At 46.0% G+C, this 13,848-nt stretch carries 9 protein-coding genes; all 9 read left to right on the forward strand.

Annotated elements, in window-relative coordinates:
* Positions 1-6: 6 nt before the first annotated feature.
* The 9 genes from H8S51_RS07455 (at position 7) to mgtE (ending at position 13,835) form a co-directional block, all read left to right on the forward strand.
* A complete protein-coding gene (locus tag H8S51_RS07455; RefSeq protein WP_186899475.1) occupies positions 7-1,710 on the forward strand; it encodes an ABC-ATPase domain-containing protein in 1,704 nt (567 codons plus the stop codon).
* A 130-nt stretch (positions 1,711-1,840) separates the two neighbouring features.
* Positions 1,841-2,521 carry a DUF3990 domain-containing protein gene (locus H8S51_RS07460; RefSeq protein WP_117918584.1) on the forward strand — a complete coding sequence of 227 codons (681 nt, stop codon included), beginning with the start codon at positions 1,841-1,843 and terminating at the stop codon, positions 2,519-2,521.
* Complete coding sequence (locus H8S51_RS07465) at positions 2,496-3,137, forward strand: helix-turn-helix domain-containing protein (protein WP_117918582.1); 642 nt, start codon at positions 2,496-2,498, stop codon at positions 3,135-3,137. Before H8S51_RS07460 ends, H8S51_RS07465 begins: the two co-directional genes overlap by 26 nt.
* 257 nt (positions 3,138-3,394) lie before the next feature.
* Positions 3,395-4,420, forward strand: a complete 1,026-nt coding sequence (locus tag H8S51_RS07470; RefSeq protein WP_186899474.1) for a helix-turn-helix domain-containing protein — start codon at positions 3,395-3,397, stop codon at positions 4,418-4,420.
* Positions 4,421-4,533: 113 nt separating this feature from the next.
* On the forward strand, positions 4,534-5,406 hold the full coding sequence (locus H8S51_RS07475; RefSeq protein WP_241070950.1) for a hypothetical protein: 873 nt from the start codon (positions 4,534-4,536) through the stop codon (positions 5,404-5,406).
* An 83-nt stretch (positions 5,407-5,489) separates the two neighbouring features.
* The gene (locus tag H8S51_RS07480; protein WP_186899473.1) at positions 5,490-7,283 is read left to right on the forward strand and encodes an ABC transporter ATP-binding protein; all 1,794 of its coding nucleotides are present in this window, start codon (positions 5,490-5,492) and stop codon (positions 7,281-7,283) included.
* Positions 7,283-9,034, forward strand: coding sequence for an ABC transporter ATP-binding protein (locus tag H8S51_RS07485; protein ID WP_186899472.1), 1,752 nt, complete (start codon positions 7,283-7,285; stop codon positions 9,032-9,034). Before H8S51_RS07480 ends, H8S51_RS07485 begins: the two co-directional genes overlap by 1 nt.
* 621 nt (positions 9,035-9,655) lie before the next feature.
* Positions 9,656-12,151: an excinuclease ABC subunit UvrA gene (locus H8S51_RS07490; protein ID WP_186899471.1), complete on the forward strand. Its 2,496-nt coding sequence runs from the start codon at positions 9,656-9,658 to the stop codon at positions 12,149-12,151.
* Between the two features lie 262 nt (positions 12,152-12,413).
* Positions 12,414-13,835, forward strand: coding sequence for a magnesium transporter (gene mgtE, locus H8S51_RS07495; RefSeq protein WP_186899470.1), 1,422 nt, complete (start codon positions 12,414-12,416; stop codon positions 13,833-13,835).
* Positions 13,836-13,848: the final 13 nt, after the last annotated feature.

Consider the following 13,848-nt stretch of genomic DNA (forward strand, 5'->3'; position numbering starts at 1 on the left):
GGAATTATGCAGACAGCAGCAGAGTTAAAAAATTTATTACAGCGTATCGACCATAAAGGTTATCCGGCATATAAGGACACAAGGGGGACTTATGAGTTTCCTGGATATGTGCTTTCCATTGACCATGTGCAGGGAGATCCGTTTGCAGCACCATCGAAGGTAAGCATCCATGTCCGTGGAAAACAGGCGGGATTCCCGGAACATCTTTATCAGAAAGACTGCAGAAGAATCGCTGTGCAGGATTATCTGCTGCGCCAGTTTGCGCGCCAGGTCGAGAAAGTTTCCTTTAAAGCGAAAGGTTCCGGAAAGAGCGGTCTTATGGCGGTCAGCCGTCCGGGACAGGAAGTGTTAGAGCGCAGTGCCTGTCAGATGGATGTAAAAAACGGCGATATTGTGCTGCGCATGGAGATTGGGTTCCCGGCAAATGGAAGAACGGTCAATTCCAGAGAACTCGAAAAGATTTTCTTTGATTTTCTGCCGGAGTGTGTGAAAGGTTCTCTATATTATCGTTCACTGAAAAAAGAAGCGGTGGAGACAGCCGCAGATCTCGCCGAGGATCAGGAATATATCAGGGAGCAGTTAGATCCGATGGGACTTTGTGCATTTGTGGCAGACGGTGCGATTCTGCCGCGGGAGTCCGGTGTTTCCGGCAGACCGATGAAGGATGCAGTGCGTTTTCAGTCACCGGAAAGTCTCTCCGTCACGCTGACGCTGCCACACCACGGAAAACTGACCGGAATGGGAATAAAGAAGGGCATCACGCTGATCGTAGGCGGTGGTTACCATGGAAAATCAACACTGTTAAAAGCGCTTGAGACAGGTGTCTATAACCACATTGCAGGGGATGGCAGGGAGTATGTCATCACGGACGATACAGCGATGAAAATCCGTGCCGAGGATGGAAGAAGCATCCGTGACGTGGATATTTCCATGTTTATCCATGACCTGCCGAATGGGAAAGATACGGTATCCTTTTATACGGAAGATGCCAGCGGAAGCACGTCGCAGGCGGCGAATGTAATCGAGGCGATGGAGGCGGGCACAAAAGCATTTCTGATCGACGAGGATACCAGTGCAACGAACTTTATGATCCGTGACGAGCTGATGCAGCGTGTGGTCAACCGTGATGCAGAGCCGATCGTGCCTTTTATTGACCGGGTAGAGGAACTGTATCAAACATACGGTATCTCGACGGTTCTGGTTGCCGGAAGCTCCGGTTCTTATTTTCACAAGGCAGACTGCATCATCCAGATGAACCGTTACGAGCCGTTTGAGATCACAGAGTCAGCAAAGCAGGCAGCGGCAGAGTTCCCGCTTCCAAAACAGGACATTGCTCCGTCAAAGCAGCCTGATTTTGACAGAAAAATAAAGCCGGACCGGATGTTTCGTGAGGACAACCGCTTAAAGATGAGAACGATGGGAAAGGATTCTATTTCCATCAGCCGGGAAGTCATAGACGTCCGCTATGTGGAACAGCTTATGGATACGGAACAGCTTGCATCACTTGGATATATGTTAAAATATATGCAGATCCACTTTTTTGATGGGAAACATACACTGACACAGGCGGTCGATGCGCTTTGGGATGTTTTGCAGAAGAGGGGGATCGCAGCAGTCTGCGAGAGCAGTTATCTGCCGTGCGGACTTGCAATGCCAAGAAAGCAGGAAGTGTTTGCGTGCGTGAACCGGTACCGGAAGCTGGGACTGTAGCTGTAGGCAGTCATGATATACAAACCATTGAGGGAAACTGGTCTGAAGGTAGCCATGCTTGAAAAAGTATCGCAATAGCGATATAATTATATACAAGCCGTTGAGGAATACAGGTCTGGAGGGTGCTCACATGAAATTAAGATTATATCATGGTTCAGAAAACATTATAGAAGTTCCGGAATATGGAAAAGGCATGCGTAATAACGACTACGGCAGAGGATTTTATTGCACGGAAGATATAGAATTAGCCAGAGAGTGGGCATGTGCGAAAAATCATGACGGATATGTGAATATCTATGAATTTGATATGTCGGGACTGAATGTACTCAATTTGAATGACCCAAAATACAATATTTTAAACTGGCTTGCGATTCTTGCGGATAACAGAACCTATTGGCAAAATGGAACGATAGCGGAAGAAGCAAAAGAATATGTAAAAAAACATTTTCTGATTGATATATCAGCGTATGATGTGATCAGGGGATACCGGGCAGATGATTCCTATTTTTCTTTTGCACAGGATTTTGTGGCGGGTACGATTTCGTTGGAAAAATTATCAGAGGCCATGAGACTTGGAAAATTAGGGGAACAAATTGTCCTCAAGAGTGAAAAAGCATTTCGACAGATCAAATTTATAGATAAAGAAAATGTTTCCTGTGAGATCTATTATTCTAAAAAGAGAGAAAGAGAACGGGAGGCAAAGAAAGAATACAGGGTCAGAAAAAGAGCCGATGCTACGTATCATGAGCTGTATATCATTGACATTATGAGGGAGGGCATGGAAAATGGAGATGCGCGCCTATCCAGATGATTATATTAATCTGGCACAGAGAATATTAGGGGATATGTTTGACTTTGCCGTTAATACATGTGACATGGACATAGATGAATATTACAGCATGTTTCTGGTGTCAGATGTTTCACGGCAGTTTCAGGAGGGAAATCCAACCTATATTGCGGGAAAGACAGGCTGCGAAATAGTTAAGGAAGTTGTGGTAAGCGTTGGTCTTCCATATTTACAGCAGGAAGATCAGATGTTTATAGATAAGTCACCGGAATATTGGACAGGGTGGGCTCTTGCATATTATCAGTGGTATACCGTCAGAACATTTGCAAGGATTAACAATGTGATAAAACCAAGCCAGATATGTGATATGTATGAGGTATATCATGAGATGGATATTATGCATTTTGTTGAACGGTTGAATGAATTGTGGAAAGAATATTATGTTGATACAAATTTGAAAAGGCTCAGAAAAGCATCAGGGCTTTCGCAGAGCGAACTGGCAGAATTATCAGGCGTTTCTATCAGACAGATACAGCTTTTTGAGCAGAGACAAAGAGATATCAACCATACGAAAGCCATCGATGTATTCCGGCTGGCACGGGTATTAGGCTGCAGGGATGAGGCACTGTTAGAGATATAAATGGATTCTATTAAGAAGTATAAAAAAATGAGAACAAAATTGAAGGCAGGGGACTTGGCAGCGCCCTGATCTTAGAGTTCCTGCTCTATTATATGACAAAACCTGAGTATCAGTTAAAGGTCAGGGAAGAAATATATCTGGATAATATGCTGGATCTGTTCTGAATGTGTCTGATACTTAGAACATATGGAAGTCTGTAAATAAAAGCATTGGAAACAGTTATTTAATGGCAAACGAAAGCTGCAAAGGAGGTTCGGATGAACAATCCCTACGAACTTGCAAAAAATATATTACAGCAGGATAAGGACAAGTCTGACATTTCACCAGCCGCAGACGGATTTACCAGCATCGGTTTATATGGAGCTTCGGTGCATGAAAAGAGCGAAGACGATGGAAGCAGCAGTTGTTTTCATCTTGAAAATGAGAGTGGTACGGGAGATATCACGCTGTACCGGGTGTTTCCCGGCATGGAGTTAGTCTACAATGACATGCACATGGCGTACTGCAACAAACAGCAGGAACCTGCTTCTGATGTGATGGAGATCAACTATTGCAGGGAGGGACGGAGTGAGTGTCTGTTTGGAGAGCATCAGTATTGCTATATGTCTGCCGGAGATCTGTCTTTTTGTTCCCTGCAGGACAATTCGCACCAGTCGGAATTCCCGACCAGCCATTACCACGGTATTACCGTTACCATTGATTTTTCCATGATCACAGATGAGATGAAAAATGTGTTGGAGCTTCTGGCAGTAGATTTAGAGCGGATCAGGGAACTTTCCAGGATGCGTGATTTTACGATCATTCGGGCAAATTCAACCATAGAACATATTTTTTCAGAGTTGTATACGGTCCCTGAAAAAATCCGGCATGGTTATATCCGGGTAAAAGTTTTAGAGCTGCTTTTGGTGCTGACAGAATTAAACCCCATGGAGGACAGGGAAGAGCATGTACATTTTTCTGAGACCCAGATCGAAGTGATCAAACAGATCCATGCTTTTCTCACGGCACATTTCAGTGAACATTATACGATCGACGTGCTTTCCGGGCGGTTTGAAATTTCGCCGACGGTCATGAAAAAATGTTTCCGGGGCGTTTACGGAGATTCTGTCTATGCCTACATGAAACGGTACCGCCTGCAGGTGGCGGAGCGGCTGTTAAAAGAGAGCAGCCTCACGGTGGGGGAGATTGCTGCGCAGATCGGTTATCTGAATCCGAATAAGTTTACATCTGCCTTTTGCGCGGAGTATGGGATGCCGCCGAGGGAGTATCGGAAAAAAGTCTGAATGGATAGAAAAAAGACCGTTCAGTAATTGTAAATCAAAATTGAATCCTTTAGAATGAGTGCTGCAGTTAGAAAATACTAACTGCAGCATTTTCAGTTTGAGGAGGATCTATCATGAAAAAGAAAAAAATTATGAACCTGTTTTTGGCAGCAACATTGGCATTTTCCATGGCAGCCGGATGCGGAAATTCCGGTAACGGGGCAAATGCGGACACTGGTGATGCGAGTACAGAGGCAGCCGGAACTTCGGCGAGTGTAGCGGAATCAGAGAGTGCAGCAACAGAAAGCACAATGGAATCAGAGAGCATAGCAACAGAAAACACAGAGGTATCAGAGAGTACGGCAGCAGAAGAAGTTGCAGATGCGACGGAGACAGCGGATGACAGTCAAACAGCAGAGCAGCTTCTTGTTGACCTGACGGGTACATATCAGGAACTCTGGCCGGTGATCCTTTCAGATGAGTATGAAAAACTCTGGATTGACAACTGTGGCGAGCTCGTTGGTGAGGAAAATGCTAAGGCAGCGTATGAAAAGCTGGCATCTATGGTTAGTGGAGAGATTTATGGTGAGAAAGCTGTGGAAGCCTATACGGATGGCAATGGAGTTTATGACTGTTCTTTCACACAGGGTGTAGACACATTGGAATTTGACGGTGATTCTTCGATGATCAAGGGTTATGATAAAGACGGAAAAGAATTGTTTGCACATACCTATCACTATGTAGGCATGGAAAAGATCCGTGGTCTGTACGAGTATGAGAGCGATGATGCTGATTCCGGAGAGTTTACTTATTTTTGCATCGCGCCGGATACTTCCGATACGACCTATCATATTGAGTTACGTTATGGCAGCGATCTGGATGCATTAGGTCAGTATGATGCCGGAGATTATGCTTACTGGCTTGCTTCCGGTATTTCAACGGATTATGATCAGACGATGATCGAGAACTGCATTCAGTTATTCTGTACAGAAAATTTGTCTGAGTAAAGAAACACGGCAGAATCATTTTCGGCAGGAATCAGGAAAGTGTCGGATTCCTGCCAGTTTTTAGATAAGGAGGATATTTTTTCATGAAAAAGAATTCTGAGATATCCAGAATGTTTCAATATGCCGGAAACCGCCACTGGCTGACAATCGCAGGTATGATCTTTGCGGGACTGAGTACGGTGTTGTCCATGATCCCGTTTGTCTGTATATGGTTTGTTGTCCGTGACATGTTAAATGCGATGATGGAAGGAGATATCAGTCTTGCTTTCCATAGCAGTACTTATGCGTGGTGGGCAGTTTGTTTTTCGGTCTTAAGTATTTTACTTTATTTTATTGCACTGTGCTGTTCGCATCTGGCGGCATTCCGCACTGCAACAAATATGAAAAAGGCAGCTATGCATCATATCGTCACACTGCCGTTAGGATATTTTAGTGCAAATGCCAGTGGACGCCTAAGGAAAGTGATTGATGACAATGCAGGACTGACTGAGAATTTTCTGGCACATCAGCTTCCTGATATTACCGGGGCAGTGGTGATGCCGGTCGCAGTGTTCGTGCTGATCTTTGTTTTTGACTGGCGGTTAGGTCTTTGCTGCATGGTTCCGCTTGCCATCAGTCTTTTCTTTTTAAAGCAGATGATGGGTGGCGACAATGCAAACTTTATGGAAGGTTACATGACAGCACTTGAAACCATGAATAAGGAAGCCGTCGAATATATCCGTGGAATCCCGGTTGTAAAAGTGTTCCAGCAGACGGTCTATTCCTTTAAAAATTTCCATGCAGCGATCGGGGAGTACGAAAAATATGCTTCCGGGTATGCGTTAAAATGCCGTATCCCTCTGACCGGTTTTCAGGTTGCATTAAATGGCACATTTATCCTGCTGATTCCGGTTGCGTGTATGATTATGACGGGAGTAAGCGGTCAGGCTGCATATCAGGACGTTATTTTGGATTTCCTGTTTTACAGTCTGTTCACGCCGGTCTGCACAACGATGATGAACCGTGTCATGTTTGCCAGTGAGCAGTTGATGGCTGCAAAAAGTGCAGTGATACGTATTGAGGAAGTGTTAAAAGAACAGCCGTTAGCGGAGCCCTCCAACCCAATGCAGCCGAAAGATGCTTCTGTAGCATTTGAAAATGTGTCATTCTGTTACGCAGAAACAAAAGAAAAAGCACTCGACCAGATCACATTTGAAATCCCAGAAGGAAAGACGGTTGCGCTTGTGGGTGTATCAGGCAGTGGTAAATCTACGGCAGCAAAACTGATCCCACGGTTTTATGATGTGACGGATGGAAGTGTCTGTGTAGGAGGCGTTGATGTCAGACAGATGGATAAGAAAACCCTGATGAACCAGATCGCGTTTGTATTCCAGAACACAAAACTATTTGGGGATACTCTGCTTGAAAATATCCGCGCTGCAAGACCGGAGGCAACACGCGAAGAAGTGATGTGTGCCGTGGAAGCTGCCCAGTGCAGAGAGATCATTGACCGTCTGTCGGACGGGATTGATACGGTTGTGGGAAATGGCGGCACTTATTTATCCGGTGGAGAAAATCAGAGAATCGCATTAGCGAGAGCGATTTTAAAGGACGCTCCGATCATCGTCTTGGATGAGGCGACTGCCTTTGCAGATGCGGAGAACGAGCATCAGATACAGCTTGCTTTTGAAAAACTGACAGCAGAAAAAACGGTTCTCATGATCGCACACCGTCTCTCGACGATACAGAATGCGGATCTGATTTTAGTGTTTGATGGAGGAAAAATCATTGAGCGCGGCACACATGATTCACTGCTGGCTGCAGGCGGCAGATATGCGTCCATGTGGAACGATTATCAGACCTCGGTTCATTGGAAAGTCGGAAAGGAGACGAAATAATGACAAAATATTTTCAAAACAAATATGCATTGAGTAAGCAGGGCGCAAAAGACCTGTGTAAAGGAATCCTTTATTCAGTTCTGGCTTATGTCAGCCTGATGCTTCCGGTTGCACTGCTTGCATGTGTGCTTGATTCTTTCCTTATAGCATTGTCCTGGGACAGCGGGCAGGGTGGAAATATTTTACTGTACACGGTGATCGGAATCGTCATTTTAGCAGTCATATTTGTGATGCATTATCTGCAGTATACACTGACCTATATGGGAACCTATCAGGAGAGTGAACGCCGCAGGATTTCAATCGCGGAAAAGTTAAGGACGATGCCGCTTCGGTTTTTCCATGAGCGTGATCTGTCTGATCTGACGAGTACGATCATGGGGGACTGCGCAGGTTTTGAACACGCATTTTCGCATACCGTACCGCAGTTCTGGGGTTCGATCCTGTCGACTGCGATCGTGTGCATCGTGCTTTTGATCTATGACTGGAGAATGGGACTTGCGCTGCTTGGGGTAGCGCCGGTGGCGTTTGCAATCGTTCTTTTTTCCAGAAAGCTGCAGACAAAGCAGGGGCAGAAACATATCGATGCAAAACTTGCACTGGCAGATGGAATACAGGAATGCTTAGAGACGGTGCAGGACATTAAGGCGTGCAATCAGGAAACGGTATATCTGAAAAAGCTGGATGAAAAAATGGATGCCGCGGAAAAGGCACAGATCTCTTCGGAGATGGTAACGGCAAGCCTTGTGACCACAGGGCAGATGTTTTTGCGGCTTGGACTTGCGACGGTCATTGTTGTCGGAAATACTTTGATGATCAACCATCAGACCACACTGTTTTCCTACATTTTATTCCTGATCGCAGCTTCAAGACTATATGATCCACTTTCCGGGGCAATGGCAAATATGGCAGAGCTGTTTTCCGTGGATCTTCAGGTAAAGCGCCTGAAAGAAATCCAGGATTATAAAGAGGAAAATAAGAAGAAAGAGTATCAGACAGACGGCTATGATATTACATTCGACCATGTAAGTTTTGCCTACGAACCTGGCAAACCGGTGTTGCGGGATGTTTCTTTCACTGCAAAACAGGGACAGGTAACAGCCCTTGTCGGACCGTCCGGCGGGGGAAAGAGTACGGTGGCAAATTTAGCGGCTGGTTTTTACGATGTGAACGGTGGAAAAATCACACTTGGTGGCACGGATATTGCACCGATCGATTCAGTTGCCATGATGAGAGATTTTTCCGTGGTATTCCAGAACGTAGTTCTTTTCAACAATACCATTATGGAAAATATCCGTATAGGGCGCAAAGATGCGACCGATGAAGAGGTGATCGCTGCTGCAAAGGCGGCGCGCTGTCATACGTTTATTGAAAAACTGCCGGACGGCTATCAGACCGTGATCGGAGAAAACGGCTCCACACTTTCCGGTGGCGAGTGCCAGCGTCTTTCCATTGCCCGTGCACTTTTAAAAGATGCGCCGGTTATTCTGTTAGACGAAGCGACAGCGTCCCTTGATGTGGACAATGAGACAGAGATCCAGGAAGCGATTTCTAAGCTGATAAAAGGAAAGACAGTCCTTGTCATTGCACACAGAATGAGAACCGTTGAAAATGCAGACAAGATCGTTGTCCTTGACGGCGGTGTTGTCGCAGAGAGCGGAACACATGCTGAGCTGATGAAAAAGAACGGACTTTATGCAAGACTGGTGGAGCTGCAGACAGCTTCGGCGGACTGGAAGCTGAATGGCAGGTAAAAGTTGAACTGAAAAACGATAAAATCATAAGAAAGACAGGTTCTTTTAGAGGAATTTTTAAGATGCCTGTCTTTTTTATGGGGATAGAGGGGAGTGCAATCCATTATTTTATGTTATACTGTGTCAGGAAAGTTTTTTGATTCATAGGATTCGGGTGTCAAAAGGTGGCTTCCAAATTTTTGATTGTCAAATTGTACAAAGCCGGGGCTGTTTTGTTCCGTTGTCCGAAAATAAGAAAATCTAAGTCTGCCTGTGTTAAATTCTCTCAAAGTGACGTGTACGTCTTAAATGTCCCATCCATGGGACATTAAGACTTTTGCTGCCGTCCATGGCAGCAAAACACTGCGCATCGACAGGCAAACTAAGATTTTCTAATTTTCTCTCCAAGTCACAAAAACAGTCTCTGCTTTGTGCAATTTGCCAGCCACTAAATTAAAATCCACCTTTTGACACCCGAATCTTCATAGGAAATTACGTCCTATGACTCAAAAAGCCCTACGGGCGGGATGCGCTCTTCGCGGAGAAGAGTTTGCTGTAAACAGCACCGCTCGGGCGCGAAAGAGTCGCAAGCGACTCTTTGTTCTGTGAGCAGGATAAGACGAATAAATAAGGAGTACCATCATGGAAACCAACCATAATGAACCAAAATATATCAGGGTAAAAGGGGCGAGAGTCCACAACCTGAAAAATGTAAATGTGGATGTCCCCCTGCATCAGATCGTGGGGGTCGCAGGTGTGTCAGGTTCCGGCAAATCTTCGCTGGCACTTGGTGTTTTGTATGCGGAAGGATCCAGACGTTATCTGGAGTCACTTTCTACCTATACAAGAAGGCGCATGACAGGAGCAGCGAAAGCACAGGTGGATGAGGTGCTGTATGTCCCAGCGGCTTTAGCACTTCATCAGCGTCCGGGAATACCGGGGATCCGCAGTACCTTCGGGACAGGAACCGAACTTTTGAACAGCTTAAGATTGATGTATTCGGGACTGGCATCCCACAGGTGTCCGAATGGACATTACATAGAGCCTACGTTAAAAGTAGCGGCGGAGCAGGAAATCTTATGTCCGGTGTGCGGGGAAAAAGTACATGCGCCGGGTGCGGAAGAACTTGCCTTTAATTCACAGGGGGCATGCAAAAGATGTGGCGGAACGGGAAGTGTGCGGACGGTGGACATAGATTCGCTGGTACCGGATGATTCGATCAGCATTGATGAGGGAGCAGTTGCACCGTGGAACAGTCTGATGTGGTCACTGATGACGGATGTCTGCCGTGAGATGGGCGTGCGCACGGATGTCCCATTCCGGGAACTGACGGATGCAGAGAAAGAGATCGTCTATCACGGTCCGGCTGAGAAAAAACATATTTTTTATAAGGCAAAAAAATCCAACCAGGCGGGTGAACTGGATTTTACCTATTATAACGCTGTGTACACCGTGGAAAATGCGCTTGCAAAAGTAAAAGATGAGAAGGGCATGAAGCGTGTGGAAAAATTTTTAAAGGAAGATATCTGCCCGGAATGTGGCGGCAGCAGGCTTTCTGAGACTGCGAGAGCACCGAGACTTCGGGGGATAGGTCTGGATGAAGCCTGTAAAATGACCTTGAAAGAACTGGTGGACTGGGTGGCAGGAGTGCCGGATTCCCTGCCGGAAGAAATGCGTCCCATGGCAGAATCCATCTGCGAATCGTTTCAGACTGTTGCAAAAAGGCTGATGGATTTGGGACTGTCTTATCTGTCGCTTGACCGGGCGGCCTTTACATTGTCGACCGGAGAGAGACAGCGGATGCAGCTTGCCAGAGCTGTGCGAAACCGCACGACAGGCGTTTTGTATGTGTTAGATGAGCCTTCGATCGGTCTGCACCCGTCGAATATCAAAGGGCTTAATGCCGTGATGCATGATTTGGTCGCGGACGGCAATTCCGTTCTTCTGGTAGACCACGATACGCAGATATTATCGGAGGCGGACTGGCTGATCGAGATGGGACCCGAAGCCGGTGTGGGAGGCGGATATGTGATCGCGGAGGGCAGCATTCCGCAGATTATTTCCAATAAAAAATCCATGATCGGTCCTTTTCTGGCGAAAATGGCAGATATGCGTGTCCGCACGCAGGCAGGGGAAGAGGAAGTTTTTGCGTTGGGAAAGCTGCATTTATCTACGGATCATATTCATACGGTAAAGCCATTGGAGGTGGATATTCCAAAGGGAAGGCTTACCGTTGTGACCGGTGTGTCCGGTTCCGGGAAGACCACGATGGTTTTAGAAAGTCTGATTCCCGGACTGGAAGCTTCTTTTCGCGGAGAACATCTGCCGAAACATGTGAAATGTATTTCGGCGGAAGGGATTTCCCATGTGAAACTGATAGATGCCTCACCGATTGGAATCAATGTCCGGTCAACGGTGGCGACTTATGCCAATATACATGATGAACTCCGCAAAATTTATGCAAAAACAGCGGATGCAAAAAATCGGGAATACAAAGCAGGGGATTTTTCCTACAATACCGGAAAGCTGCGCTGCCCAGTCTGTGACGGAACCGGGCAGATCAGTCTGGACGTACAGTTCTTACCGGATGTGGACATCCCCTGCCCGGAGTGTGGTGGGTCGAGGTATGCGAAAGAGGCATGGGAGATCGGCTATGAAAATAAACAGGGAAACAGGTATTCCCTGCCGGAACTGATGGAGATGGATGTCAACACGGCGCTGCAGGCGGTCACAGATCTGAAACTGGTGCATCAGAGGCTTAGTGTTCTGAAAAATTTAGGACTTGGTTATCTGACACTGGGTGAGGAGACACCGAGTCTTTCCGGTGGCGAGGCACAGAGACTGAAACTTGCCAGTGAAATGGGAAAAGGACAGTCGGATTCTGTCTTTGTGTTTGATGAGCCGACCATCGGACTGCATCCGTTGGATGTACAGACGTTACTTGGCGTATTTCAGGCGTTAGTCGACAACGGGGCGACCGTGCTTGTCATCGAGCATGATCTGGATGTGATCCGAAATGCAGACTATATCATTGATATGGGCCCCGGCGGTGGAGAGGAGGGCGGCAGAGTGGTCGCCTGCGGGACACCGGAGCAGATTGCAGCAAATGAAAAGAGCGTTACGGGAAAATATCTATAAAGAACAGGGGTTGTGTTTCTCATTCATTTCTGCTACAATGACCACGTCATTTTTAGATATATCAAAATTCAAATTTTAATGGAGGTGAATTTTCATGGACAGTTGCGATAGCGTAGGACGAAGTAAAATATGCGATGTACGAAGATGTAAAAAGAGAATGTGGCTGTCTGTGAGAGTCTGACCGCCATATTCTATATTGTTGTGCACCTTTTATACATCGCATCAGAGGATCCTTGCAATCACAATGAAGCGATGTATTTTTATGCCCATTTCAGGCGAAAAGGAGGTCACAATGAGAAAAGTATTAATCCCGAAAAAAGACTATGTAAAAGAACTGATAAAGATCATCCGTGTTACAAAAGATGAGCAGAAATTACGGAATCTGCTGTCAGATTATCATGAGAAAGATATCGCGGAGGCGATCACATTTCTGACGGAGACTGAGCGGAAGCATCTCTACCATGTGCTCGGTTCTGAAAGGATCGCAGAGATATTTTCCTATTTTGATGATGCGGAAATGTATTTGGAGGAACTGTCTTTAGAGCAGGCAGCAAAAGTAGTTTCCTACATGGATGCGGATGATGCGCTTGATGTGTTAGATGATCTGTCCGAGTCAAAGAAAAACGCGATCGTGAGTCATCTGGATGCAGACGCACAGAAAGATGTGCAGAAACTGCTCTCCTATGAGGAGGATGAGATCGGAAGCTGCATGACGAACAACTTTGTCTGTATTTCAGAGAAATTGTCCGTCCGGGAAGCGATGAGCGAACTGGTCCGTCAGGCGGGGGAACATGATAATATTTCAACGATCTATGTTACCGATGAAGAGGAAAAGTTTGCCGGTGCGATCGATCTGAAAGATCTGATCATTGCAAGAGAAAACACACCTTTGCAGGAAATCATAAGCAGTTCCTATCCATATGTGTATGAAAATGAAAAGATCAGTGAATGTGTGGAAAAGATTGCAGATTATGAGGAGGATTCCATTCCGGTATTGACGCAGGAGAAAAAGATTGTGGGTATTCTGACTGCGACGGATATCGTCGAGTTAGTAGATGATGCGATGGGAGATGACTACGCAAAACTTGCAGGTCTGACCTCCGAGGAGGATTTAAAGGAACCGACGATTGTGAGCATGAAAAAGAGACTGCCATGGCTGATCATACTGTTGTTCCTTGGGATGGCAGTGTCCTCTGTTGTCGGAATATTTGAATCTGTGGTTGCAGTTCTGCCGATCGTGATCTGCTTTCAGTCGCTGGTGCTTGATATGGCAGGAAATGTTGGTACGCAGTCGCTTGCAGTAACGATCCGTGTACTTGTGGACGAGGATTTGGATACCAGAAAAAAACTGGCTCTTCTCGGAAAAGAAATGAAGATCGGCTTTTTAAACGGAGCGAGTCTTGGCGTCATGGCACTTGTATTTCTTGGCATTTACATCCACCTGTTCAAAAAATATGCCTGGATGTCAGCATTCCTGATCTCCGGATGTGTTGGGATTTCTCTGGTCGTTGCGATGGTAATCTCTGGTTTTGTAGGTACGATCATCCCGATGTTCTTCCACAAGATCCATATTGATCCGGCAGTTGCATCCGGTCCGCTGATCACGACGGTGAATGATCTGGTTGCAGTGATCACTTATTATGGATTGGCGATGGTATTTCTGATCGATATTTTTCATATTTAGGAGGAACGGAGAT

The organism is Roseburia rectibacter, assembly GCF_014287515.2.
GTDB classification, from domain to species: Bacteria; Bacillota; Clostridia; order Lachnospirales; family Lachnospiraceae; genus Roseburia; species Roseburia rectibacter.

What these genes read in the sequence shown, in the direction of transcription:
- H8S51_RS07475 (WP_241070950.1), top strand. Translation starts at nt 4,534, where the DNA reads ATGAAAAAGAAAAAAATTATGAACCTGTTTTTGGCAGCAACATTGGCA.
- H8S51_RS07470 (WP_186899474.1), top strand. Translation starts at nt 3,395, where the DNA reads ATGAACAATCCCTACGAACTTGCAAAAAATATATTACAGCAGGATAAG.
- H8S51_RS07465 (WP_117918582.1), top strand. Translation starts at nt 2,496, where the DNA reads ATGGAGATGCGCGCCTATCCAGATGATTATATTAATCTGGCACAGAGA.
- H8S51_RS07460 (WP_117918584.1), top strand. Translation starts at nt 1,841, where the DNA reads ATGAAATTAAGATTATATCATGGTTCAGAAAACATTATAGAAGTTCCG.
- H8S51_RS07455 (WP_186899475.1), top strand. Translation starts at nt 7, where the DNA reads ATGCAGACAGCAGCAGAGTTAAAAAATTTATTACAGCGTATCGACCAT.
- H8S51_RS07485 (WP_186899472.1), top strand. Translation starts at nt 7,283, where the DNA reads ATGACAAAATATTTTCAAAACAAATATGCATTGAGTAAGCAGGGCGCA.
- mgtE (WP_186899470.1), top strand. Translation starts at nt 12,414, where the DNA reads ATGCCCATTTCAGGCGAAAAGGAGGTCACAATGAGAAAAGTATTAATC.
- H8S51_RS07490 (WP_186899471.1), top strand. Translation starts at nt 9,656, where the DNA reads ATGGAAACCAACCATAATGAACCAAAATATATCAGGGTAAAAGGGGCG.
- H8S51_RS07480 (WP_186899473.1), top strand. Translation starts at nt 5,490, where the DNA reads ATGAAAAAGAATTCTGAGATATCCAGAATGTTTCAATATGCCGGAAAC.